This window comes from Xylanibacter brevis ATCC 19188 (assembly GCF_000621725.1).
Taxonomy (GTDB): domain Bacteria; phylum Bacteroidota; class Bacteroidia; order Bacteroidales; family Bacteroidaceae; genus Prevotella; species Prevotella brevis.
Genome location: NZ_KK211333.1, coordinates 145,718 through 169,941, shown reverse-complemented (window position 1 = coordinate 169,941; position 24,224 = coordinate 145,718). Strand labels below are relative to the sequence as shown.

The following is a 24,224-nucleotide window of genomic DNA, read 5'->3' as shown; positions in this document are numbered from 1 at the left end:
AAGAAACGAAGAGACAATGGGGCTTCACCACTGAGGCATCCTGCCACCTTCGTTCCTTCGTGCCTTTGTTTTTCTACAAATAACAAAATCACTATGACACCAAAACAAACGATCGAAGCAGGTAAGGCCATCCTCGGCATCGAGTTCGGCTCTACCCGCATCAAGGCCGTTCTCATCGACGAGAACAACAAGCCTATAGCACAGGGCTCACACGAGTGGGAGAACCAGCTGGTTGACGGTCTTTGGACCTACTCTACCGAAGCTATCTGGTATGGTCTGCAGGACTGCTATGCCGAACTGCGCAAGGACGTGCTGAAGCAGTACGACTGCGAGATTGAGAGCCTGGCCGCCATTGGCTTCAGCGCCATGATGCACGGCTACATGGCTTTCAACGAGAAGCAAGACATCTTGGTGCCCTTCCGCACTTGGCGCAACACCAATACGGGCAAGGCTGCAGCTAAGCTCTCTGAGTTGTTCAACTACAACATTCCTCTGCGCTGGAGCATCAGCCACCTCTATGAGGCCATCCTCGACAACGAGGAGCACGTGGGCGACATCAAGTACCTCACCACCCTCGCCGGCTATGTCCACTGGCAGGTGACGGGTCAGTTCGTGCTGGGCGTAGGCGATGCATCAGGCATGATTCCCGTTGACCCCAAGACCAAGACCTACGACGCCACGATGGTCAAGAAGTTCGACGAGCTCATCGCTCCAAAGGGCTTCTCGTGGAAACTGCTCGACATTCTGCCTAAGTCGCTCAACGCAGGTGAGAATGCCGGTTTCCTGACTCCCGATGGTGCCAAGAAACTCGACGTCTCTGGCCACCTGAAGGCCGGCATCCCCGTTTGTCCTCCCGAGGGCGACGCAGGCACCGGCATGGTAGCCACCAATGCAGTGAAGCAGCGCACGGGTAACGTATCTGCCGGCACCTCGTCATTCTCAATGATTGTACTCGAGAAGGAGCTCTCCAAGCCCTACGAGATGATCGACATGGTGACCACACCCGATGGTTCACTCGTGGCCATGGTTCATTGCAACAACTGCACCAGCGACATCAACGCCTGGGTGGGCCTGTTCAAGGAGTACCAGCAGTTACTGGGCATCCCCGTAGATATGAACGAGCTCTATGGTAAGCTGTTCAACCGCGCCCTCGAGGGTGACACCGACTGTGGTGGACTGATGGCCTACAACTACGTCTCTGGCGAGCCCGTGACGGGACTCTCTGAGGGTCGCCCCATGTTCATTCGTTCTGCTAATGATAAATTCAATCTGGCCAACTTCATGCGTGCCCACCTTTATGGTGCCATTGGTGTGCTGAAGATTGGCAACGACATCCTGTTCAAACAAGAAAACATCAAGGTGGACCGCATCACCGGTCATGGTGGCTACTTCAAGACCGCTGGTGTGGGTCAGCGCATGCTGGCTGCTGCCCTCAACAGCCCCATCTCTGTGATGGAGACTGCTGGAGAAGGCGGTGCCTGGGGTATTGCCCTGCTGGCAGGCTTCATGGTGAACAACGCCCAGAAGCTTTCGCTGGCCGACTATCTTGAGACCGTTGTCTTTGCTGGCAACAAGGGTGTCAGCATTGCTCCCACGGCCGAGGATGTGGCTGGTTTCGAGCGCTATATCGAGAATTACAAGCGTTGTCTGCCCGTGGAGCAATGCGCCGTTGACAACAAGAAATAACGCATTATCGCAGTCATTTCTTTGTCTATTCAACAATTTTGCTTAACTTTGCAGACAAATTAGACATTTATTCATTACAGTATTATGAACGACAACAAGATTATGAACCTTGCAGCGGACAACATCCGCATCCTTGCTGCATCTATGGTCGAGAAAGCCAAGAGTGGACACCCCGGTGGTGCCATGGGTGGTGCCGACTTCATCAACACCCTCTACAGCGAGTTCCTGGTCTATGACCCCGAGAACCCCACATGGGAGGGTCGCGACCGTTTCTTCCTGGATCCTGGTCACATGGCACCCATGCTCTACTCTCAGCTGGCCCTCATCGGCAAGTTCAGCATCGACGACCTGAAAAACCTGCGCCAGTGGGGCTCTGTAACCCCTGGCCACCCCGAGCGCGAGATTGAGCGCGGCATCGAGAACACCTCTGGTCCTCTGGGCCAGGGCCACTGCTTCGCCGTTGGTGCTGCCATCGCTGCCAAGTTCCTGAAGGCTCGTCTGGGCAACGTCATGAATCAGACCATCTATGCTTACATCAGCGATGGTGGCGTGCAGGAGGAGATCTCACAGGGTGCTGGCCGTATTGCCGGCAATCTGGGCTTGGACAACCTCATCATGTTCTACGACGCTAACGACATCCAGCTCTCTACCAAGACCGAGGTGGTGACCTCTGAGGATACCGCCAAGAAGTATGAGGCATGGGGATGGTACGTACAGACCATTGATGGTAACAACGTAGATCAGATTCGCGAGGCCATCAAGAAGGCACAGGCCGAGACCGCTCGCCCCAGCCTGATCATTGGCCACTGCGTGATGGGTAAGGGTGCCCGCAAGGCCGACAACTCATCATACGAGAGCAACTGCGCCACCCACGGTGCACCACTTGGTGGCGATGCATATATCAACACCATGAAGAACTTGGGTGCTGATCCCGAGAATCCCTTCCAGATCTTCCCCGAGGTACAAGAGCTCTATGCTAAGCGTGCTGAGGAGCTGAAGAAGATCGTGGCCGAGCGCTATGCCGAGAAGGCTGCTTGGGCCAAGGCCAACCCCGAGAAGGCTGCTCAGCTGGAAGAGTGGTTCAGCGGCAAGGCTCCTAAGATTGACTGGAGCAAGGTAGAGCAGAAGGCTGGCGCTGCCACCCGTGGCGCTTCGGCTACCGTACTGGGCGTACTTGCCGAGCAGGTGCCCAACATGATCTGTGCTTCTGCCGACCTGTCTAATTCAGACAAGACCGATGGCTTCCTCAAGAAGACCCACGACATCGTTCGCGGTGACTTCAGCGGAGCATTCTTCGAGGCCGGTGTTGCCGAGCTCACCATGGCTTGCTGCTGCATCGGTATGGCTCTGCACGGTGGTGTCATCCCCGCTTGCGGCACCTTCTTCGTGTTCTCCGACTACATGAAGCCCGCCGTACGTATGGCTGCCCTGATGGAGCTGCCCGTGAAGTTCATCTGGACCCACGACGCCTTCCGCGTTGGTGAGGACGGACCTACCCACGAGCCCGTAGAGCAGGAAGCTCAGATCCGACTGATGGAGAAGCTGAAGAACCACCATGGCAAGAACTCAGTCCTCGTGGTTCGTCCTGCCGATGCCGAGGAGACCACCGTTTGCTGGCGCATGGCTATGGAGAACATCGATACGCCTACAGCGCTTATCTTCTCACGTCAGAACATCGACATGCTGCCCGCTGGCAACGACTACACACAGGCCACCAAGGGTGCCTATGTCGTAGCTGGTTCAGACGAAGACTACGATGTCATCCTGCTGGCTTCAGGTTCAGAGGTTTCTACCCTCGAGGCCGGTGCACAGCTGCTGCGCAAGGATGGTGTGAAGTGCCGCATCGTCAGCGTGCCTTCTGAAGGTCTCTTCCGCTCACAGAGCAAGGAGTATCAGCAGAGTGTGCTGCCCGCTGGCAAGAAGAAGTTCGGCCTCACCGCCGGTCTGCCCGTCAACCTCGAAGGCCTTGTTGGTGCCGACGGTTGCGTATGGGGCTTGGAGAGCTTCGGTTTCTCTGCGCCCTACAAGGTACTCGACGAGAAACTCGGCTTCACAGGCGAGAATGTATATAATCAGGTAAAGAAACTCCTGGCTTAATATCATTAATCCACAAAGAGATACAGGGGGCACAGAGTGCGACTACAAGCCAATCTCTGTCCGCCTGTGTCTCTCTCTTTTTTATAATTTAATACCTATTGCTTATGGAAGTAAAGACTGTTGGCGTAGCCTGCGACCACGCAGGTTTTGCACTCAAGAAGTTCGTACTCGAGTATCTCGAGGAGAAAGGTTACCCCTACAAGGACTACGGCACCTATAGCGATGCCAGCGTAGATTATCCCGACTTTGGCCATGCCCTGGCCGAGGGCATCGAGCGTGGCGAGGTATATCCTGGCATAGCCATCTGCGGCAGTGGCGAGGGCATCTCTATGACGCTCAACAAGCACCAGCAGGTACGTGCTGGTCTCTGCTGGATTCCCGAGATAGCCCATCTCATTCGTCAGCACAACGATGCCAACGTGCTGGTGATGCCCGGTCGCTTTATCGACAACAACATGGCACGCAAGATCATGGACGAGTTTTTCACCGCCACCTTCGAAGGTGGTCGCCACCAGAAGCGCGTCGATAAAATTGCGATTAAGTGAGAAAATGAATGCTTGCATTTATTTTCGAGCGTGAGCAATCTCGACCGCAAGGTCAAGTTGCGATTAAGCGAACGCAATAACAAGAAAGCGAGGCCTTGAGCCCCGCTTTTTTTATCATTCATTCAATAACTTCACTAACTCCGCAGTCATTTCATTTAGAGCCACACACTCCTCACGCGTCACATGGCGTTTGTCAGCATCATAGGTCCATGGACTAAGTATCAGCACGCGTCCCTCTGCACATGCCTCAAAAAGAGCATCCGACGGTTTGTAGTAATTGCGAAAGCCATTGTCTGCCAAAAGGATAAACGGATGTTTTTCATCTAACAGAACCCGCATCACTTGCTTCTCCTGTGGCGAGATGAATGGCGACACCATCACACACCCCTTACGAGCCTCAATCACACAGCCATTCATATAGTTGCGCAGTTGCTGACGGTCGCCCCTTTCTGCAGCCCTCACCCACATGCCACGCACATGCACCGCAGCAAAGTGCTCCATAGATAGCAACTTCACATTCCCCACCCCACTATAGATACGCTCGCCTAGCTCAATGCCCTGCTGCACGCAAAAGAAGCCCGGCATCATCCGTTTCGTAGCCAATCGTTGAGGGTTCATCTGCACATATCGAATCATCGCATGCAACTGCCCACGACGTGATAATGGCCGCAGAAAAGGTCGCTCTATGAATACAGGGTCCAGCCGACAATAGCGTTCCTTACCAATAGCCAGACAAAGAGAATTCTTCTGGCTATCAGCCTCAACAATCGACGAAAGCCTCAACGCCCCACCTCTTTCGTTCATTGTGCCGTCTGTAAGGCAAGCATCAACAGCCCCATCCCTTTCGTTCATTGTGCCGCCTGTAAGGCAGGCATCACTTTCGCCCTCCACGATATAGCTATATGCACGCCCCAGTTTCTTGACAGCCTGCCAGAACCCTTGCGCCACCTGTCTAATACTCTTTTCCATCGGACGGCGAACGTACCAGACCATGTGCAAGTGATCAGGCATAAGACAATACTGCAAGATCTGAATCTCGGGATGAAACACAGGCACAGACCGCTGACACTCCAACAAGAGTCTGCCCAGCTCCGTTCTTTCCACTCGAGCCTTAGAAGGGGCGCTATCCGTCACGACCAAACGTCCTAACAACGGTTGCCTTGACGGCACCGTCAGCGTGACGTGATAAATGCCGATGCCCCTCCACGAAGTACCTTCCTTTTGCCATTGCCATAGACTCTTACCCATGCTTTTATATTCTCTTTAGTTAAGTTCCATTTTTCAATTTGCAAAGATACCACAAAAAAATCCCATGCCACCCTTTTGGCATGAGATTTTCTCGTCAGTCCCTATTTTTCTCGTCAGTCCCAGACACATCAAGACTTTACCCCCACAATGGCAGCATATGAAGGACGCTTTCTGTGTATTTCCGTTTTCACGAATCCAGCCTCATCAAGCATCTCTTTCAGCTGCTCAGGCGGATAAGCCGTCATACCCTCCACCACGTCAATCCATTTTGAGCAGCTGTCCACCACCTCTACCATAATTACAAAGCGTCCGCCATGCTTCAGCACACGACGCACCTCCTGCAAGCACACAGGCAACTCTGGCCAGAAATAGACCGTTTCCACAGCTGTCACCAGTTCAAACTTCTCGTCTTCATAAGACAGTTTCACAGCCGAGCCCTGACCGACGAACACCTGCCGGTCTATCACCTTAGCATTAACCTTACGTGCCTTTGCCACACTTTCCTCTGAGATGTCGATGCCATAAGCTACGCCGTTCTTGCTCCGTTTCAGCAGGCGTCTCAGCGTAGCACCACCGCCACAGCCAATGTCAAGCATGGTTCATCCCTCTTTAAACGTCACAAACGACAGTCCCCAATTGGTCAGCGGTGCATGACACGCATTCATAACCCTAAGCATCATGCGCCCCATTGTTCCCTTAGGGTAAGCGCAATTAGTGAAAAACTTACTTACTAATCCCATAATAGCTAATACATTTATTCAACGATAGATTATCGTTGCAAAGATAGCCTAAAAAGCCCAAGAGCGCAATACTCAAATCATGGTGTTTTTTCGCTCCGTCATAGCTCCATAAGCCTCACAAAATATTAACCATTTATGGGTATCCAGCCCCCCTCTTTTTTTTTCGTCCATTACACTGCCTGTAAGGCAAGTGGACCATTAGCCTGTCCCAGTAAGCACTTTAAATAAAAAAGTGATAAATGGAAGGAGCATGCTTAACAAAACTATGGACTGGATTAACATGTACACAAGGATACACTCACAAGTGTGGCACGCTTAACTAGCTAAAATTACACAATGAAACAAGTAGAGAAGAACTCGAGGTTCTTCCCTACTTTGTTTTTTTATCTAATCATCACCTTTTTGCGATTAACCACATACACACCCTTAGGCATTCCTTCGAGATTGGTGACAGCTCTCTTTACAAGCTTTCCATCCACGGAGTAGATATCAAAGGTATGCTCGGACGAGTGTCCATCAAGAATATTAGAATCAATGCTCAGCACTTGAGCATTGGCTGGTGCATACTGTCCTTGAGCCACAAGAGCAAAATATTCGATCTCGGCAATCTGGAATACCGTGGACTGAGCATCCCGGCGTTGAGTAACCACTAATCGATAATGACTGTAGCTGTTTGAAGGATTGACACTAAAAGTTTTCTTTTGGAAACGCGCCGTGAATATTTCGTTGCTACGCGTGTCAATAGTCTCCCACGTAGTGCCGTTGGTCGAACCCTCCAATCGCCAGTTCTTCGGGTCGCGGCCTTCGAAGTCGTTGGCCGAAGTAATGGTGTAGCTAGTCAGTCGGGCACTTCTTGTTGAGTGGAAGGTCATTGAGACCTCGTCTGTAGAACCGACAAATGCACAATATTTGGTATTTGAATTGTTGTCAAATAGCTTTGTAGCTGACTCATTGCCGTTCACAGCCGCATGCGACACCTCGCATGAGCCACCGAGATCGGTCAAATCAGCCGTCGTGTAAGCCACCGCCAGCTGCCACCACGAACATATCTGATTATTATTGTCCCAGATCTGCACATGTTCGCCCGAAGTGGTGCTGGCATTAGGCATTTCCACGACACGTCCACAATTGCGTGCCACCAGCTGATACCAGCCAGCGCCCTTGTCAAAGACGATGAACTGCTGATGAGCACCATTTAGATAGTCGTAAAGAATGACTTGCGTGCCGTTGGCAGTGCCACGGTTGATAATGTCGAGCCCTCGGCTCTGCGTGGCAGCAGCCTGAATCGTATAGACACCTGGCTCTATCTCGTTGAAGCGCCATTGCTGATAGAGCTCAGTACCCTCGTCGTCCCACTGCACGATAGCGGTGCCATTGTTAGTGCTATTACCATCCAGATCCATAAACTTGCCACTGTGATAATTCTTCAGCTTATGGATGCCACCCAGACCGCTCACGCCATTGGGTTCAATCTTGATAGAACTGGCTCGGTCGTTCCAGTCGCCACCAATCCAACTACAATCAGCCGACAGCGTCTTGCTATCACCATTGAAAGACGAGCCATCAAAAACAGTCACCTTGAATCCAGCCAATACCTTCAGCGAGGTGATGTCATTGTTTCGGATGCCCCGAGCCTCCAGTTGCGACTGTGTATAGGTGCCCTCGCTAAGCTGTACAGCATAGCCACCGTAGTTAATGTCCTGATAGAACGTGGCCACTGGTACACCGCCCGAGTTTGTTCCACCACCGATGCCGTCAGGACGGCGCACATTCATAACAGCACCCTCGTGCCAATAATAACCATTTCCACCAGGAGCTGCGCCCATGCCACTGTGATCATCGGGATTCAGCACGTCAAGACTGAAATAGCCGTCGCACCAGCCGCCCCAGCCCCAGTTGATGTGGAAGCAGCCATCGTCGCGATAGCCATCACAAACAAAGGCATGTCCACCGCCCCAGTTGATGTCTGAGTAACCCTCTATCAGTACTGGACGTCCATAGTAGAGCTCTGCATAGACAGCATTAACCCAGTCACTACTGCTATAGTTGTCCTTATATATCTCATAGATATCCTGAGGATAACCAAAATAATTCTTGAGTGCATTGATTGCATTGACAAAAGCTGCTCCTGAGCCTCCACCTGTATAATGCATCAAAGCCCCCTTGCCCACATAGTGCATCAGCTTGGCTACGGCATTGCCACTGCTCGAGCCGCTATCGCCGTCGCCATAGCTATTCTTCATCAGGTTCCAATCGAAGGTAGTGGCAGGCAACGAGCTATAATTCAGTCCGTCGTCCGAATAGCCTGGCACCGATGTTGTCGCACTCTCAGGCCAGCGGTAATAGTACATCACCTGAGCAAAGGCAGTAGCTGTACAGCCTGTGTAGCAACGCTGTCCATCACGGAAGGGACAGTTGTCCCAATAGGGAGTACCCTGATTCCACGTGCTCGACAACAGTGGTGGAATGACCACCGTGGCCGCAGCTGCTCGTGCAGACTTGACATGCTTGCTTTGACTCGTTGTGGCTGTTGCATCGCCGAGCGACGTGATGCGGTCAGCAACCATTTGCAACCACGACTTCATGTTTTCAGGCAGTGTGCCTTCATCATAGCAGCCCTTCTCTGTGTATCCGATAATGCTGCGTGTGCGGTCATCGCCAGAAACAATCACAAAGCCGCCATCTTGAGCCATATCAAACACATAGTAAGGTGAGGTTTCCTGTTCTTTGGCTTGTGGAGCCTTGTGAACAGCACTTTTAGTGAAACTAAGCGTACGTCCTTTTCTGACAGCAAAGGTTTCCGCTTTCTTACGCGCTGCGTCTTTCGAGATGGGCGCAGCATCAACACTCTCTGATGCAAGCAATAATGCAAGCACTAGGTAAAGATGTTTAACCATAAAAAAAAAATAATTAAATAAAAGGTTTTAGGTTACAAATTGACTTGTATCAATTCGGGAACAAAAATAGTCAATTTTTCAAAAAGGGCAATGGATGTATTAAAGTTTAACACGAGTTAACTTTACATCTCAGTACCAAAAAGAGTACCACGTTTTGGTACTGGTCGTACCAGGCGCTGGTACTGAGGCTACCAAGCCGCGGTAGTCACACTACCAACGCCAGGTAGTCGGGCTACCAACGCCAAGTACTGAGACTACCAAATGGCGGTACTGAAACTACCCCCAATGGTACCTCCCAGCACTATGTTTTTTAAAGAAAACAACGATGCCGAACATGTATGTATGTTTGTAAAAAGGTGTGTTCGTAAAAAAAAGTATGTTCGTAAAAAAGTATGTTCGTAAAAAAGTATGTTCGTCTGTTATTATGTCTTTACCCCCGTTATTATGTCTCAAGACACGACTTTGAATTTTGCAAACTTCAGCAGCAACTGTTTAGTGCCCAGGTTGCGGAACTCCACGGTGGCCTTCTCGTTCTCACCACTTCCCTCTACCTTGACGACGGTACCTATGCCGAAACGCTGATGCTCGATGACTGCCCCCTCGCGAAGCGACGACGAACCAACTGCCGACGACGGAGCCTGCGCACGAACAGGTTTGAAACGTCCACCACTCTCGCCGACAAGCTTTCTCTTGAAGCCCTCGGAGAAGGGGTCTACAGGCGCCTCGGCGCGACGGGGTGCCACCTGGCGTGGCATGGGGTCGGCCTTGAACTGCGACGCCACAGGGCGCGGGTTCTGCGTCCATGGCAAGCGCTTGGTGCCATAGTCCTGCTCGGGCACTTCTTTGGCCGAATCGACACGCAGCAACGACGGATCGATATCTCGAATGAAGCGCGAGGGCGTGTCGTACTCCACGCGCCCAAAGCGGAAGCGGTTCTGCGCACAGGTCAGGATGCAATGTTTCTCGGCACGCGTAATGGCCACATAGAGCAGGCGGCGCTCCTCTTCGAGCGCACGCATCGAATCGGTGCACATGGGCGATGGGAAGATGTTCTCCTCCAGTCCCACCACAAAGACCGTGGGAAACTCCAGTCCTTTGGCTGCATGGATGGTCATCAGCGACACCTTGGCTTGCTCCTCATCGCTATCGCTATCCAGGTCGGTGAGCAGCGCCACCTCCTGCAGGAAGTCGCCCAGCGACACGGCATCGCCCATGTCCTCCTCTCGCCTACTCTCCACAAAGTCCTGCATACCTCCGAGAAACTCCTCGAGGTTCTCCTGTCGGGAGATGTCTTCCGGGTTGCGTCCACTATAGATGTCGCGCGAGATGCCGCTCTCCATGATGATGGCATGGCCCAGCTGATAGGCATCCTCGCCATCAAGGCGCATACGCCAGCCATCGATGAGCTGACAGAAGTTGGAAATCTTGGTGAGCGTGGCCTTGCTCACGTTGAGATGAGCCGGGCGGGTCATCACGTCCCAGAGCGACACACCATCTTGCGAGGCGGTATCCACGATCTTAGAGAGCGTGGTGTCGCCGATGCCACGTGTGGGATAGTTGATGATGCGCTTTAGGGCCTCCTCGTCGTTGGGGTTCACCACTACGCGGAAATAGGCTATCACGTCTTTGATTTCCTTGCGCTGATAGAAGCTCAGTCCGCCATAGATGCGATACGGGATGTTCATCTTGCGCATATATTCCTCGAAGGATCGGCTCTGCGAATTGGTGCGATAGAGTATGGCAAAATCGCTAAACTCGCAATGTTCCTGACGCTTGATGCGCAGTATGTCGTTGCACACGATGAGCGCCTCTTCCTTGTCGCTGTAGGCAGGCTTGAGTGTCAACTTTTCTCCGTGCTCATTTTCACTAAACACCTCCTTTGGTATCTGACGCTCGTTCTTGCGAATCAAACTATTGGCTGCCTGTACGATAAGCTGCGTAGAGCGGTAGTTCTGCTCCAGTTTAAACAATCGAGCATCATCATACGACTGTCTAAAATTCAGTATATTATCAATATTTGCTCCACGAAAACTATAAATACTCTGAGCATCATCGCCCACCACGCAGACGCGCTGACGTTCGCGCGTAAGCTGCAGTACTATCTGCTGTTGAGCATAGTTCGTATCCTGATACTCATCGACCAGCACGAAGTGGAATTTCTCAACATATTTCCTTCGCACATCCTCATGATTAAGAAACAGCAGATATGTCTGTACTAGCAGGTCATCGAAGTCCATCGCGTTGGCCTGATGACAGCGCTCCACATAGCGACAATAGACCTCGGCCACGGCAGGTTTCTTGCTGTCGTAAATCGAACATTGGGCAAAGCCGCTGGGCAATACCAAATGGTTCTTGGCCATTGAAATCTGGTCGCTCACACTATTGGGCTTGTAGGCCTTATCATCCAACTGCATCTCTTTGACGATGCTCTTCACCAGCGAGCGGGCGTCGCTCTGGTCGTAGATGGTGAAGTTAGACTGAAAGCCCAACTTGTCGGCCTCGGCACGCAGGATGCGGGCAAACACCGAATGGAAGGTACCCATCTGCAGATAGCGTGCCTGCTCTGAGCCCACCAGTCGGCCTATGCGCTCTTTCATCTCGCGCGCGGCCTTGTTGGTGAAGGTCAATGCCAAGATGTTCCAGGGCTTCAGTCCCTGTTGCAGCAGGTAGGCAATCTTGTAGGTGAGCACACGTGTCTTGCCCGAGCCGGCACCCGCAATAACCAGCGAGGCACCATCGTTATACTCCACGGCAGCACGCTGCCCGGCGTTAAGTTGTGAAAGTAGGTCTTCCATATATATCTATCGTATTCTTTTTTTCGGATTAATAAATAAGAGGTGGGAGAACTCAGCGATTCTTCCCCAAGAAGCCACGAAGGGTGAAATAGAGCCACTCCTGAAGGCGGAACAGCACCCACGAGGGCATGAGCCGATAGCCAAACTTACGGGTACGAGCGGGATCGAGCAAGCAAGGCTCTATGGTTGCCCTGACGCGTCTCAGCTCCTGCAGTCCGTAGGCCGCATCAGCTGGTGGCAGCTCACGAGAGTGGCAATGGTAGAACATACACAGATCTACCAGCGTGAGCATGCGCTGGGTCTCCCACAGACGCATCACGTCGGTCCCCATCCCTAAGGCCTGCAACTGGCGCTTCATACTCTCGCCCGCCCGCAGGAAGTCGAACCGACGCACATCGCAGGCATGGGTGACTGAAGCGGCGTGCTGCAAATAGTGGTAAACACCCTGGCAACGGCGCACCCGGCGCGAGGCCAGATAGTGCAGGCGTGTGGTGTTGTCGTCGCTATACGAGCGGCAGGTGTCGTCGTAGGGATAGCGCTGATGCAACTCGCGGCGCACCATATAGACCCCATGAATGGTCCAGTCGAGACTCAATCGGAAAGCCTCTTCGCCCGTGAGCGACGTGAAAGGAGGCATTGCGTAGAGCTCAGAATGGCTGGGATAGACGTAGTCCACATCAAAGAGCACGCAGTCGGTATCATCATACTGCTGGAACACGTCCACCGCCTGGGCTATAGCATCGGGCGAATACCAGTCGTCGGCATCGAGAAAGCATACATAGTCGCCATCGGCCTGCAGCAAGCCCTGATTGCGGGCGTAGGCCTGACCATGGTTACTGTCGAGGGTAATAACGGTGATGCGATCGTCCTGTTGCTGATACTGGTGGAGCAGCGCCAGCGAGCCATCGCTAGAGGCATCGTCGATGCACAGCACCTGCACGTTGCGATGGGTCTGCGCCAGCAACGAGTCAAGACAGCGCGGCAACCACTTCTCGGCATTATAGACAGCCACTAACACGGAGACCTTCTTACTACTCATGGCGACGGAATTTGGATTGCAAACGTTGCTTTAGCGACAGCCACAACGAGGTCTTCTGATGAAGAATGGTGAGCGAGAAGACGATGCTGACAAAGGCCAACACATAGCTCAGCACCACTCCCAACCAAGGATGGTCTAGCTGGGACAGCAGGTAGATGCACACGCCTAAAGGCAACTGCACCAGTACCATCTGGAGTAATGACAACGAGAAACGATAGCCATAGCGGCGGCTGGTGAAGAAGAAAATGATGACGAGGTCCACGGCATAGGACACATCGAGTGCCAGACCTGTGCCAACCAGTCCGTAATAGCGAAAGCCTAACACCACAAGGAAGAACAGCAAAATAGAGTCGAAGCCCTCGATGAGCAGATAGGCCAGCGAGTCTCCCTTGGCCAGCACCATGAACGACATGGGTAGCGAGAGTGCACGCAGATACATGGAGAACGATGCAGCCTGGGCCATAGGGACGGCAGGCGTAAAATCGGTACGCGTGAGCAGGGGCAACAGCTCTGGCAGCAACAAGATGAACACGGCCAGCATGGGCGATACCAACAGGAAAGACACCTCAATCTGCTTGTTGACCACGTCAGATATCGTGTCAGCACCATCGTTCATCACCGCGGAAATACGGGGAAAATAGTCGGTCTCCATAGCCGAAAAAACCATACCGGCATAGGTGATGGTGAGGACGAAACCTGCATTATAGAGGCCCACCACATCGAGCTCGCCCGCCACATTCAGATGGGCACGGATCAGCATCTCGGCTCCACTGCCTAGAATACCTGCCAGCACATAGGCCACTCCCAGGCGCACCATGCCCATACCCTCACCAAGAATGCCCTTGCAGCCTCGCAACCGAAGGGGATAAAGGCGGTAAGACATATAGATTGTGGTGAGCATAGCCGAGAAAGCGGTGAGCACGATGACTGGCACAATGCCACTCTCGCCAAAGAAGTAGTAGATGGGCACGGTGATGATCAATGCCAACAGAACATTGAACAACTGAATCAGAGCCAGCGACTTCAGGCGGCGGGCACCCTTGAGAATGGCCGACTCGCCACCCGTGATGGCCAACAAGCCCACGGCAAACGACAGGAGAACAAAGTGGAGGGTGTGGTCGCCCCACGAGAAGGTGTACTTGCTGAGCAAAGGACCGGCAGCCACACACACCAGCATGCCCAAAAGGGCTGTGAGTAAACTCCAGGCACGCACCACCTTGACAAAATGCTGTATCTGATCCTCGTTGCCCTTGTCAAAGAGCTCGGACACATGGCGCACAGCACTGAAAGAGATGCCAAAATTGGTGGTCTGAGAAACAAACGTCACCACTGAGCCAAAAAGCGAAGCCAAACCCATACCCGATGGACCAAGAAACATGGCCACCACCTTGGTGCGCACCAAATTGATAAAGATGTTCAATCCCTGCACACCACCAAAAATGCCCGTGTATTTCAGCACATGGGCGTAGCTATCTTCGCCTTCGACTTTCATGAATTATATTATTAAAATGCAAAATTACAACTTTTATTTTGATTATCCGATATTTTATTGTACTTTTGTCAACCGAATAAGATATGAAACTAAGTGTCATTATACCCGTATATCGCGTGGAAGCCACGCTAGACAAATGCGTGGAGAGCGTGTTAAACCAGAACATCGCTAACATGGAGGTCATACTCGTGGACGATGGGTCTGACGACGCGTGCCCCGTGTTGTGCAACCAATGGCAAGAGCGAGACAGCCGCGTCTGCGTCATACACAAACGAAACGGCGGACTGAGCGACGCTCGCAACGCCGGCATCAAACGAGCTACAGGCGAGTATCTGACGTTTGTGGATTCAGACGACTACCTGGAGCCTAACACCTACCTCCAGCTACTGCCGCTGATGGAAGACTGCGACATACTGGAATATCCCGTAGAGAAAAGCGTGAACGGTGAAAAAACGAGCGATCTAAGCCTGCAAGACCGCACCTACGACAACATGCTGGACTACTGGATAAACGAAGAGGTCTTCGATCACTGTTACGCTTGGAACAAGCTGTATCGCAGAGAACTGTTTGAGAATATCAAGTTCCCCGTAGGACGCGTGTTTGAAGATATACACACATTGCGCCGTCTACTGCTGAACGCCCACCGTGTCAAAACATCTTCGAAAGGGCTGTACCACTACTGCATGAACGAAAAGGGCATCACGGCAACAGCCAAAGGACCTGAACTGGAGATGCTGCTGGACGCACACTTGGCCGCATTAAAACATTGGTACACGCCCGCGTACTACATGAGGATACTGAACACACAAATGGATGTCTATGAACTCACGGGAAAAGAGCCCATGCTGAGATTCAGATATATATCGCCCTTCGACCGCAGCCTGACACCCATGCAGAGAGTAAAAGCCCTCATGCAAGACATTTTTGGAATCAAAGGTATATGTATTCTGAACAAAGCCATACACAACAACTTAGGACGCCGCTAGTAAGTTTTATTATACCGACTTACAACGTGCCAAACTGGATGATAAAAGACTGCCTGAACAGCATCCTGTCTTTATCGCTAAGGCCCACCGAACGAGAAATCATCCTCGTGGATGATGGCTCGCAAAGGTGTGTCATCGACGAACTGGACGAGTTGAAAGAAGACATCATCTATATCCGACAGAGAAACCAGGGACAAAGTGCAGCTAGAAACGTGGGGCTGAAAATGGCTTCCGGAAAATATGTGCAGTTTGTGGATAGCGACGACAGACTGATAACGCCGGTATATGAGCACTGCTTGGATCTGGTGAGATTTAAAAAGCCAGAAATGGTGGTCTTCGATTTCACTAGCAAGGAGAAGCGACAAGCGCTGTTCAAGGACAACGACGAGAGAACCGGCATCGACTACATGACCAACTGCAACATCTACGGAACCGCGTGTAACTACATATGCAGACGCGACATTATCGGCGGCCTGAGATTTATCGAAGGAATCATACACGAAGACGAAGACTTCACACCCAGGTTACTACTGAAAGCTAAAAGAATCATCATAACAGACGCCAAGGCTTACTTCTACAACATAAGGACGGACTCGACAATAACAAAGAGAACGCCAGAAGCTATTGCCAAACGCCTGAATGATAAGCTACACGTCATCGAGGATCTGCGCGAGCTGGCTCAGCATTCGCCCACCGATGAACGCACAGCCCTGACAAGGCGTGTAGATCAGCTGACAATGGATTATATCTACCAAACCATCGTTGAAACAAAAAGCAGAACGGAGGTAGAAAACCGCCTGGAAGACCTAAAGAACAAGAATCTCTTCCCCCTACCCGAGCGCGACTATACCAACAAATATAAATGGTTTCGCAGAATGACAAACTCCGAAGTAGGGCTGACGGTCTTGATACATACCCTACCTTTGATGAGCCGCGAACGATAAGTATTCTTTCACATAGGAAGCTCAACAACAAACGTCTTACACCAGGAAAACCTCAGCAATAACCACGAACAATGAGAATACTTCTGCTTGGAGAATATAGCAATGTGCACGCCACACTGGCCGAAGGCCTAAGGGCATTGGGGCACGAGGTCACAGTGGCTTCAAATGGTGACTTCTGGAAAAACTACCCACGTGACATCGACCTGGCAAGAAAGGAAGGCAAACTGGGAGGCATCGCCCTAATGGCAAAGATATACGCACTACTTCCCACTTGGCGCAACTACGACGTGGTTCAGCTTATCAACCCTATGTTCGTGGAACTAAAGGCAGAACGCATCTTCCCCATATACCGCTACCTGCGCAAGCACAACAAGAAAATGGTGCTATGTGCCATGGGCATGGACTACTACTGGGTGCACGAGAGCACATACAACAAACCTATGCGCTATAGCGACTTCAACATTGGCGACCAGGTGCGCACCGAACCGCACGTGATAAAAGACCAGCAAGACTGGTTGGGCACGCCCAAAGAGCAACTGAACAAGCTAATTGCCGAAGATTGCGACGCTATCGTGTCTGGCCTCTACGATGACCATATCTGCTACCAGCCGTATTTCAGCCAAAAACTGACTTACATTCCCCTACCCATCAAAATGCCTTCAGACGAGCAGACTACTCTAGTTCAGAACGAGTCAACGAGTCTGTCGACAACACCTACTTCATTCACCAAACAAGACCACACTAAACTGAAGGTGTTTATCGGTATCAGCAAAGGACGTAGCGCCTATAAGGGAACAGACATCATGCTGAAAGCTGCCGAAGACCTTCTGCGCAAATACCCCGACAAGATGGAGTTGATGAAAGCTGAAGGCGTGCCATTTGCCGAATACCAACATATGATGGACGGCAGCGATGCCATCCTAGACCAGCTCTATAGTTACACTCCTTCCATGAACCCCCTACTAGCCATGTCGAAAGGCATCATCTGCATAGGCGGCGGTGAACCCGAAAACTACGAGATCATCAATGAGCACGAGCTACGCCCCATCATCAACGTACAGCCCACCTACGAGAGCGTTTACAACGAGTTAGAGCAGCTCATACTCAATCCCTCTCGCATCCCCATGCTGAAAAAGCAAAGCATAGAATACGTCAAGCGCCATCACGACTATCTGAAGGTGGCAAAACAATACGAACAAGTATATCGCTAACGGAAGGAACTAGAGAGAGAGAAGCAATAAACAAGCTCGAAATAGATAAGAAAAAAAGGGGAAAATAAAGAAATAAGAGAGAAACAAAAAAAGAGAGATGCATCTTCACAACGCATCTCTCTTTAATATTTGATTAAAATAATCGTTCAAATAAGATTAGTTCTTGAAGAAGTCCTTAACGGCTTCATTGGGAACCATCTGCTCATCGAAGATGTACGCGCCAGTCTTGGGGCTGCGAACCATCTTGATAACCTTTGAGTAAGCGCGACCATCCTTTGAGCCTTCGTGGAGGGTAGCGACGGTTTTCTTTGCCATTCTGTCTTACTATTACTTAATCTCCTTATGAAGAGTCATCTTCTTCAGGATGGGGTTATACTTCATCAGCTCCATGCGCTCAGGCGTATTCTTACGATTCTTGGTCGTAATGTAACGGCTGGTGCCAGGAAGACCGCTGCTTTTCATCTCGGTGCACTCCAGAACTACCTGGACGCGGTTGCCCTTTGCTTTCTTGCTTGCCATGGTCTATTAGTCTCCTATTACTTTAATGTCTTTCCAATCCACGAAGCCATTGGCAACAGCCTGCTTCAAAGCGGCGTCAAGACCTACTTTATTAATCATACGAAGGCCAGCGGCGCTGATCTTCAACTGAATCCAGCAATTCTCCTCTACGTAGTAGAACTTCTTGCTGAACAGGTTTACATCAAAGCTTCTCTTAGTGCGATGCTTTGAGTGAGACACGTTATTACCGATCTGTGCCTTCTTTCCTGTGATTTGACAAATCTTAGACATCTCTATCTACTTTAAAATGTGTACTTTTGATACTTACTCCAAACAGGGTGCAAAGGTACGAATTTTTATTGTAAAATGAGAATTAATGCAAAATAATCACTTAATCATTAATGTTTTTTAACTCTCCGCAGCTTCTTCCTCTTTATTTTCCTGAGTCAGAAAATCACGAAGCATCTGCATGGCAGTATTGGTAGCAATGGCAATATTGATGTCGCGACCATGATCCTCGACAATCTTTGTGGTAACAGTTTTTTCGGCATTTCCTACTGCCAGCCAGATGGTGCCAACAGGGATTTCCTTAGAACCGCCGCCAGGACCAGCCAGACCTGTAGCTGCCACAGCATAATCGGTATTCAGCGTTTGACAAGCTCCTTTCACCATCTCGATAGCGACCTCTTCGCAAACGGCTGTCTTCTCTTCCAAGAGTTCGTGAGAAACACCGAGAAGATTTTCTTTAACCTCGTTAACATAGCAGATGATACCGCCCTTGAAATATTTAGAAGCGCCAGGAACGCCCATGATAGTTTCTGCGATACGACCGCCAGTACAACTCTCGGCTGTACTTACAGTTTTCTCCATTTCCCACAGCAACTGACTAACGTCGCGACTGATGATTTTTCCTTCAAAATCCATATTACTGAAATCTATGTTTGATTGTTAGTTGATTCACTTAAAAGTCACTTTACTAAAGGTTGGTGCATCAATAGAACAGAACTCGCCGTCCAAATATTTATAATGTCCAACGATACCTATCATGGCTGCATTATCAGTGGTGTAGCTGAACTTAGGTATATAGACAGTCCACCCGAAACGCTTAGCATGATCGTAGAAAGCGTTACGAAGTCCATTGTTGGCACTCACGCCACCTGCCACCGCAACATGCTTAATACCAGTCTGTTTCACGGCTAGGCGTAACTTCTTCATAAGTATATCCACAATGGTCCACTCGAGCGAAGCAGCCAAGTCTTCCTTATGATGTTCCACAAAGTCCGGATCGTCCTCTACCCACTTACGAAGGTTGTAAAGGAAAGAGGTCTTTAGACCCGAGAAACTGTAGTCCAGACCTGGGATATGCGGTTCAGAGAACTGATAGGCCTTTGGATTGCCCTGACGCGCCAATCGGTCGATGATGGGTCCACCAGGATAGCCCAGCCCCATCACCTTCGAGCATTTGTCGATCGCTTCGCCTGCGGCATCGTCAATGGTCTGTCCCAGGACTTCCATATCATTGTAGGCATTCACCTTTACTATCTGAGAGTTACCGCCACTAACAAGCAGACAGAGGAATGGCAATGGTGGCAATGCGTGGTCATCGTCGGCCTCGCGGATGAAGTGTGCCATCACATGTCCCTGGAGATGATTGACATCTATAAGAGGAATGCCCAGCGAGCGTGCGAAACCTTTGGCAAAGCTGACGCCTACCAACAGCGAGCCCATCAAACCCGGACCGCGTGTAAAGGCAATAGCTGTGAGCTGCTCTTTGGTAATACCGGCACGCTTGATGGCCTGATCTACAACAGGCACCACATTCTGCTGGTGGGCTCTTGAAGCCAATTCAGGAACCACACCGCCATAAGCTTCGTGAACAGCCTGAGAGGCGGTCACGTTAGACAGCAAGATGCCGTTCTTCAGAACTGCGGCAGAGGTATCGTCGCAGGAGCTTTCTATTCCTAATATATAAATATCTTTTTCTTCCATTAGTAAGTCAGTATTTCAACTCCATGTTCTGTCATAACGAGCGTATGCTCCCACTGAGCAGAAGGTTTCTCGTCTTCTGTGATGACTTCCCATCCGTATGGGTCGTCAGCATCGATGAACACGCGCCATGTGCCCATATTAATCATGGGCTCGATGGTGAACACCATGCCAGGTACGAGCAACATGCCAGTACCGCGATGTCCATAATGATTGACATCGGGCTCTTCATGGAACTGAAGTCCTACGCCATGACCGGCCAGATCGCGGACGATGCCATATCCATACTTCTTACAATGTTTCTCAATGGCATGGCCGATGTCGCCAACAAAGCTATATGGCTTTGCTGCTTCCATACCGATTTCCAAACATTCTTTGGCCACACGCACCAACTGTTCCTTTTCGGGGGTTGTCTTACCGATGATGAACATACGCGATGCGTCAGCATAATAGCCATCAAGAATGGTGGTAAAGTCAACATTGATGATGTCACCTTCCTCAAGGATATCCTCCTCTTTAGGAATACCATGACAAACCACCTCGTTGATGCTGGTGCAGACGCTCATTGGGAAGCCCTCATAGTTAAGACATGCAGGAATACCACCATGCTCCTCGCAATACGTGCGACAGATTTGGTCAATCTCAAGCGTGCTCATACCGGCATGAATCTTTGCTGCTACAGCATCAAGCACACCTGTATTCACAACACCTGCTTTTCTGATACCTTCAATTTGTTCTGGCGTTTTAATCAAGTCACGTGTGGGAACAAGTTTTCCCTTGTTCTCCCAATACATAACCTGCTTGTCAAGTTCCGTGGGTTCTTGTCCCGACAGACAATGCCATCTGCGTTTCTTCTGCATTCTGAAAATTAAATTATAACACCTTGTTTATCAACTCATCAACATCAAGACAGAACTGTTCGCCCGTCTCCATATTTTTCAGAGTCACCTTACCTTGTTCGATTTCGCTTTCGCCAGCCAGAGCAACAAATGGTATCTGCTTGGCATTGGCATACGACATCTGCTTCTTCATCTTTGCAGCATCGGGATAGAGCTCGGTACGGATGCCACGGGCACGAACCTTTGAGATGATAGGCAGACAATAGGCCGTCTCGCGTTCACCAAAGTTGATGAAAAGCAGACGAGAGGTCTGAAGCGAATCTTTTGGATAAAGGTCGAGAGCATTGAGCACATCGTAGATGCGGTCCACACCGAAAGAGATACCGACACCCGAGAGACCTGGCATACCAAAGATACCGGTGAGGTTATCGTAACGTCCACCACCAGAGATACTGCCCATGGGTGTATCGAGTGCTTTTACTTCAAAGATTGCACCTGTGTAATAGCTCAATCCGCGAGCCAAAGTCAGGTCAAGCTGAATCTCATTGCGCAGGGTGCCAAGGGTGTTCAGGGTGCCAAGAATAAACTTGGTTTCCTCAATACCCTTCTGCCCTACCTCACTCTCTTTCAGTACCTCGGCGATTACATTAAGTTTCTCTTCGTTAGTTCCCTCGAGAGCAATAATAGGCTGAATTTTAGCGATTTGCTCCTCAGTCAGACCATCCTGGCGCAGTTCGGCATTAACACCATCGACGCCAATCTTATCGAGCTTATCAATAGCAACGGTAATGTCAACGATCTTATCGGCAGCTCCAATAACCTCGGCAATACCCGTCAGAATCTTACGGTTATTAATCTTAATCTGTACGCGTACGCCCAGGCGTGTAAATACCTCGTCCTCTATCTGCATCAGCTCAACCTCGTTTAAGAGTGAGTCTGAGCCAACCACATCGCCATCAAACTGATAGAACTCGCGATAGCGACCTTTCTGAGGACGATCGGCGCGCCATACAGGCTGCATCTGATAGCGTTTGAAAGGCAACTGCAGTTCTTCACGGTGCATCACCACATAGCGTGCGAAGGGCACTGTCAAGTCATAGCGCAGGCCCTTTTCGCAAATCTTTGATGCCAGACGCAACGTGTTGCGCTCTTGCAGTTCGGCATCGTCGATCTTTGACAGATAATCGCCACTGTTCAGAATCTTGAAAAGCAGTTTATCACCCTCTTCGCCATACTTGCCCATCAACGTCTGAAGGGTCTCCTGTGCAGGGGTTTCAATCTGTTGAAATCCGTAGAGTTCATAGACACTACGGATTGTATTGAAGATATAATTGCGCTTGGCCATTTCTACAGGGCCGAAGTCGCGTGTTCCTTTGGGTATGCTTGGTTTATTTGCCATTTCTTATGATAGTTTGTTCACGATCTGGACCAATGCTGATAATGGTGATTGGTGTCTCCAGTTGTTTCTCGAGGAAGTCGATATAGTCATTGAATTCTTTAGGGAACTGACTCTCGCTGGTGAAACGAGTCATGTCGGTCTTCCATCCTGGCATCTCCTGATATACAGGCTCAATGCCCTCTTCAATATTATAGGGGAAATCGCGTGTCAACTGTCCGTTCACTTTATAGGCGGTGCAAGCCTTGATGGTATCGAAGCCATCGAGCACGTCGCTCTTCATCATGATGAGCTGAGTAACGCCATTGACCATGATAGAATAGCGCAGTGCCACAAGGTCTATCCAACCGCAGCGACGCTCACGGCCTGTTACTGCTCCATACTCATGGCCGAGGTCACGAATCTTCTTGCCTGTCTCGTCAAAGAGCTCAGTGGGGAAAGGACCAGCACCAACACGTGTGCAGTAGGCCTTCATGATGCCAAATACCTCACCAATCTTGTTAGGACCGATACCGAGGCCGGTGCAGGCACCAGCACAAATAGTGTTTGAAGAAGTCACGAAGGGATAAGAACCGAAGTCCACATCGAGCATCGTGCCCTGAGCACCCTCACAAAGTACGCTCTTACCATCGGCAAGCAACTTATTAAGCTCGTGTTCTGAATCAACGATGGGGAACTGACGAAGATATTCAACGCCCTCCATCCACTTCTTCTCAACCTCAGTAATGTCATACTCAAAGTTGAGCGACTTCAGGATAGCCTCATGACGAGCCTTTGCAGCGGCATACTTCTCCTCGAAGTTCTCCAAGATATCGCCTACGCGAAGACCTGTGCGGCTAACTTTATCCGTATAGGTAGGACCGATACCCTTACCAGTGGTACCTACCTTATTTTTTCCCTTTTGTGCCTCGTAGGCAGCATCAAGAACACGATGGGTTGGCATGATCAAATGGGCCTTCTTTGAAATATGAAGGCGCTGACGAAGTGGATGTCCACTTGCCTCGAGGGCTTTAGCCTCGTCCATAAAAAGGTCTGGAGCCAAAACGACACCATTACCAATAATATTCACTTTGCCACCCTGGAAAATACCTGAAGGAATAGAGCGTAGCACATACTTCTCACCATTGAATTCAAGGGTATGACCAGCGTTAGGACCACCCTGGAAGCGGGCCACCACATCATACTTGGGAGTCAGCACATCAACTACCTTTCCTTTACCTTCATCGCCCCACTGCAAACCCAGCAGGACATCTACCTTACCTGTGTTCATCGAAATCTATCGTTTAATTTTAATGTTTAACATTCATACTATTACGTTTTCTGGTCAGAGCAGCCTGACAAGTAGAACAGATGCCATAAATATATAGCGTAAATCCATCTTTATGGAATCGCTTTAGCTTCATCTGATCAATGGCCATTGATATCTCGGGAGCGCGGACTTCGGTCACCTTTCCACAAACGGTACATACCTGGTGACAATGGCTATCATCGGCATAACAGGCTTCATATTTTGTAGCGCCCTGAAAACTGTGACGTACCACGAGTCGCAATTCCAAAAAGAGATTGATGGTGTTGTAGAGGGTTGCACGGCTAACTGGAAACTTATAAACATCGTTCAACTTTTGGCCAAGTTCCTCGAGTGTGAAGTGGCCCTTGAAACTGTAAACAGCCTCTAATATCGCAAAGCGTTCTGGCGTCTTGCGATGATTATTCATCTCCAAATAACTAGTCAGTATGCGCTCTACAGCCAATCGCACACTGTCCTTCTTCTCTGTTGCTTTCATAAACCGCTTGCAAAGTTAATAAAAAAGGAGTGAATAGAAAA

The 24,224-nt window shown here is 50.3% G+C and carries 21 protein-coding genes; 6 read left to right on the top strand and 15 right to left on the bottom strand.

Features of this window, described 5'->3' with window-relative positions:
• The first annotated feature begins 93 nt into the window (after positions 1–93).
• The 3 genes from T433_RS0113375 (at position 94) to rpiB (ending at position 4,328) form a co-directional block, all read left to right on the top strand.
• Positions 94–1,686, top strand: a complete 1,593-nt coding sequence (locus T433_RS0113375) for a xylulokinase (protein WP_044110018.1) — start codon at positions 94–96, stop codon at positions 1,684–1,686.
• Between the two features lie 84 nt (positions 1,687–1,770).
• Positions 1,771–3,783: a transketolase family protein gene (locus T433_RS0113370; protein ID WP_027449734.1), complete on the top strand. Its 2,013-nt coding sequence runs from the start codon at positions 1,771–1,773 to the stop codon at positions 3,781–3,783.
• Positions 3,784–3,887: 104 nt separating this feature from the next.
• A complete protein-coding gene (gene rpiB, locus T433_RS0113365) occupies positions 3,888–4,328 on the top strand; it encodes a ribose 5-phosphate isomerase B (RefSeq protein ID WP_027456143.1) in 441 nt (146 codons plus the stop codon).
• Positions 4,329–4,442: 114 nt separating this feature from the next.
• Here the strand turns inward: rpiB and T433_RS0113360 are convergent, their stop codons facing one another.
• The 6 genes from T433_RS0113360 to T433_RS0113335 all read right to left on the bottom strand — a co-directional run bounded on the left by T433_RS0113360 (position 4,443) and on the right by T433_RS0113335 (position 14,539).
• Positions 4,443–5,576: a hypothetical protein gene (locus tag T433_RS0113360; protein ID WP_027456142.1), complete on the bottom strand. Its 1,134-nt coding sequence runs from the start codon at positions 5,574–5,576 to the stop codon at positions 4,443–4,445.
• A gap of 128 nt (positions 5,577–5,704) precedes the next feature.
• The gene (locus T433_RS15575) at positions 5,705–6,172 is read right to left on the bottom strand and encodes a class I SAM-dependent methyltransferase (protein WP_248616533.1); all 468 of its coding nucleotides are present in this window, start codon (positions 6,170–6,172) and stop codon (positions 5,705–5,707) included.
• Positions 6,173–6,699: 527 nt separating this feature from the next.
• A complete protein-coding gene (locus T433_RS0113350; RefSeq protein WP_162164211.1) occupies positions 6,700–9,192 on the bottom strand; it encodes a C10 family peptidase in 2,493 nt (830 codons plus the stop codon).
• Between the two features lie 470 nt (positions 9,193–9,662).
• Positions 9,663–12,008 (bottom strand): ATP-dependent helicase, encoded by a 2,346-nt coding sequence (locus tag T433_RS0113345; protein ID WP_027456140.1) that lies wholly within the window; start codon positions 12,006–12,008, stop codon positions 9,663–9,665.
• 52 nt (positions 12,009–12,060) lie between these two features.
• Complete coding sequence (locus T433_RS0113340; protein WP_027456139.1) at positions 12,061–13,047, bottom strand: glycosyltransferase family 2 protein; 987 nt, start codon at positions 13,045–13,047, stop codon at positions 12,061–12,063.
• The gene (locus T433_RS0113335) at positions 13,040–14,539 is read right to left on the bottom strand and encodes an MATE family efflux transporter (RefSeq protein WP_027456138.1); all 1,500 of its coding nucleotides are present in this window, start codon (positions 14,537–14,539) and stop codon (positions 13,040–13,042) included. The genes T433_RS0113340 and T433_RS0113335 overlap by 8 nt, the downstream gene beginning before the upstream one ends.
• 83 nt (positions 14,540–14,622) lie before the next feature.
• On the opposite strand from T433_RS0113335, the gene T433_RS0113330 reads away from it, so the two are divergent.
• From T433_RS0113330 to T433_RS0113320, 3 genes are all read left to right on the top strand, one after another.
• Positions 14,623–15,525, top strand: coding sequence for a glycosyltransferase family 2 protein (locus T433_RS0113330; RefSeq protein ID WP_027449726.1), 903 nt, complete (start codon positions 14,623–14,625; stop codon positions 15,523–15,525).
• Positions 15,480–16,469: a glycosyltransferase family 2 protein gene (locus T433_RS0113325; RefSeq protein WP_027456137.1), complete on the top strand. Its 990-nt coding sequence runs from the start codon at positions 15,480–15,482 to the stop codon at positions 16,467–16,469. Before T433_RS0113330 ends, T433_RS0113325 begins: the two co-directional genes overlap by 46 nt.
• Before the next feature lie 71 nt (positions 16,470–16,540).
• Positions 16,541–17,680, top strand: coding sequence for a glycosyltransferase family protein (locus tag T433_RS0113320; RefSeq protein ID WP_027456136.1), 1,140 nt, complete (start codon positions 16,541–16,543; stop codon positions 17,678–17,680).
• Positions 17,681–17,836: 156 nt separating this feature from the next.
• Here the strand turns inward: T433_RS0113320 and T433_RS16340 are convergent, their stop codons facing one another.
• From T433_RS16340 to T433_RS0113275, 9 genes are all read right to left on the bottom strand, one after another.
• Complete coding sequence (locus T433_RS16340; RefSeq protein WP_081778508.1) at positions 17,837–17,995, bottom strand: DUF4295 domain-containing protein; 159 nt, start codon at positions 17,993–17,995, stop codon at positions 17,837–17,839.
• 12 nt (positions 17,996–18,007) lie between these two features.
• A complete protein-coding gene (rpmG, locus tag T433_RS0113310) occupies positions 18,008–18,199 on the bottom strand; it encodes a 50S ribosomal protein L33 (protein ID WP_027449723.1) in 192 nt (63 codons plus the stop codon).
• Positions 18,200–18,205: 6 nt separating this feature from the next.
• The gene (rpmB, locus tag T433_RS0113305) at positions 18,206–18,469 is read right to left on the bottom strand and encodes a 50S ribosomal protein L28 (protein WP_027449722.1); all 264 of its coding nucleotides are present in this window, start codon (positions 18,467–18,469) and stop codon (positions 18,206–18,208) included.
• Positions 18,470–18,586: 117 nt separating this feature from the next.
• Positions 18,587–19,102, bottom strand: coding sequence for a CinA family protein (locus tag T433_RS0113300; RefSeq protein ID WP_027449721.1), 516 nt, complete (start codon positions 19,100–19,102; stop codon positions 18,587–18,589).
• Positions 19,103–19,135: 33 nt separating this feature from the next.
• Positions 19,136–20,167: a tRNA (adenosine(37)-N6)-threonylcarbamoyltransferase complex transferase subunit TsaD gene (gene tsaD / locus T433_RS0113295; protein ID WP_027456135.1), complete on the bottom strand. Its 1,032-nt coding sequence runs from the start codon at positions 20,165–20,167 to the stop codon at positions 19,136–19,138.
• Positions 20,167–21,024, bottom strand: coding sequence for a type I methionyl aminopeptidase (gene map, locus T433_RS0113290; RefSeq protein ID WP_027456134.1), 858 nt, complete (start codon positions 21,022–21,024; stop codon positions 20,167–20,169). Before map ends, tsaD begins: the two co-directional genes overlap by 1 nt.
• A gap of 13 nt (positions 21,025–21,037) precedes the next feature.
• A complete protein-coding gene (gene hisS / locus T433_RS0113285; protein WP_027456133.1) occupies positions 21,038–22,402 on the bottom strand; it encodes a histidine--tRNA ligase in 1,365 nt (454 codons plus the stop codon).
• On the bottom strand, positions 22,392–23,669 hold the full coding sequence (locus T433_RS0113280) for an adenylosuccinate synthase (protein ID WP_027449717.1): 1,278 nt from the start codon (positions 23,667–23,669) through the stop codon (positions 22,392–22,394). The genes hisS and T433_RS0113280 overlap by 11 nt, the downstream gene beginning before the upstream one ends.
• A gap of 19 nt (positions 23,670–23,688) precedes the next feature.
• Positions 23,689–24,183, bottom strand: coding sequence for a Fur family transcriptional regulator (locus T433_RS0113275; protein WP_027449716.1), 495 nt, complete (start codon positions 24,181–24,183; stop codon positions 23,689–23,691).
• Between the last annotated feature and the right edge of the window lie 41 nt (positions 24,184–24,224).

What these genes read in the sequence shown, in the direction of transcription:
- rpmB (WP_027449722.1), bottom strand. Translation starts at nt 18,469, where the DNA reads ATGTCTAAGATTTGTCAAATCACAGGAAAGAAGGCACAGATCGGTAAT.
- rpmG (WP_027449723.1), bottom strand. Translation starts at nt 18,199, where the DNA reads ATGGCAAGCAAGAAAGCAAAGGGCAACCGCGTCCAGGTAGTTCTGGAG.
- T433_RS0113345 (WP_027456140.1), bottom strand. Translation starts at nt 12,008, where the DNA reads ATGGAAGACCTACTTTCACAACTTAACGCCGGGCAGCGTGCTGCCGTG.
- T433_RS0113275 (WP_027449716.1), bottom strand. Translation starts at nt 24,183, where the DNA reads ATGAAAGCAACAGAGAAGAAGGACAGTGTGCGATTGGCTGTAGAGCGC.
- hisS (WP_027456133.1), bottom strand. Translation starts at nt 22,402, where the DNA reads ATGGCAAATAAACCAAGCATACCCAAAGGAACACGCGACTTCGGCCCT.
- T433_RS15575 (WP_248616533.1), bottom strand. Translation starts at nt 6,172, where the DNA reads ATGCTTGACATTGGCTGTGGCGGTGGTGCTACGCTGAGACGCCTGCTG.
- T433_RS0113330 (WP_027449726.1), top strand. Translation starts at nt 14,623, where the DNA reads ATGAAACTAAGTGTCATTATACCCGTATATCGCGTGGAAGCCACGCTA.
- T433_RS0113300 (WP_027449721.1), bottom strand. Translation starts at nt 19,102, where the DNA reads ATGGATTTTGAAGGAAAAATCATCAGTCGCGACGTTAGTCAGTTGCTG.
- T433_RS0113320 (WP_027456136.1), top strand. Translation starts at nt 16,541, where the DNA reads ATGAGAATACTTCTGCTTGGAGAATATAGCAATGTGCACGCCACACTG.
- T433_RS0113325 (WP_027456137.1), top strand. Translation starts at nt 15,480, where the DNA reads ATGTATTCTGAACAAAGCCATACACAACAACTTAGGACGCCGCTAGTA.
- tsaD (WP_027456135.1), bottom strand. Translation starts at nt 20,167, where the DNA reads ATGGAAGAAAAAGATATTTATATATTAGGAATAGAAAGCTCCTGCGAC.
- map (WP_027456134.1), bottom strand. Translation starts at nt 21,024, where the DNA reads ATGCAGAAGAAACGCAGATGGCATTGTCTGTCGGGACAAGAACCCACG.
- rpiB (WP_027456143.1), top strand. Translation starts at nt 3,888, where the DNA reads ATGGAAGTAAAGACTGTTGGCGTAGCCTGCGACCACGCAGGTTTTGCA.
- T433_RS0113370 (WP_027449734.1), top strand. Translation starts at nt 1,771, where the DNA reads ATGAACGACAACAAGATTATGAACCTTGCAGCGGACAACATCCGCATC.
- T433_RS0113335 (WP_027456138.1), bottom strand. Translation starts at nt 14,539, where the DNA reads ATGAAAGTCGAAGGCGAAGATAGCTACGCCCATGTGCTGAAATACACG.
- T433_RS0113340 (WP_027456139.1), bottom strand. Translation starts at nt 13,047, where the DNA reads ATGAGTAGTAAGAAGGTCTCCGTGTTAGTGGCTGTCTATAATGCCGAG.
- T433_RS0113375 (WP_044110018.1), top strand. Translation starts at nt 94, where the DNA reads ATGACACCAAAACAAACGATCGAAGCAGGTAAGGCCATCCTCGGCATC.
- T433_RS0113280 (WP_027449717.1), bottom strand. Translation starts at nt 23,669, where the DNA reads ATGAACACAGGTAAGGTAGATGTCCTGCTGGGTTTGCAGTGGGGCGAT.
- T433_RS16340 (WP_081778508.1), bottom strand. Translation starts at nt 17,995, where the DNA reads ATGGCAAAGAAAACCGTCGCTACCCTCCACGAAGGCTCAAAGGATGGT.
- T433_RS0113360 (WP_027456142.1), bottom strand. Translation starts at nt 5,576, where the DNA reads ATGGGTAAGAGTCTATGGCAATGGCAAAAGGAAGGTACTTCGTGGAGG.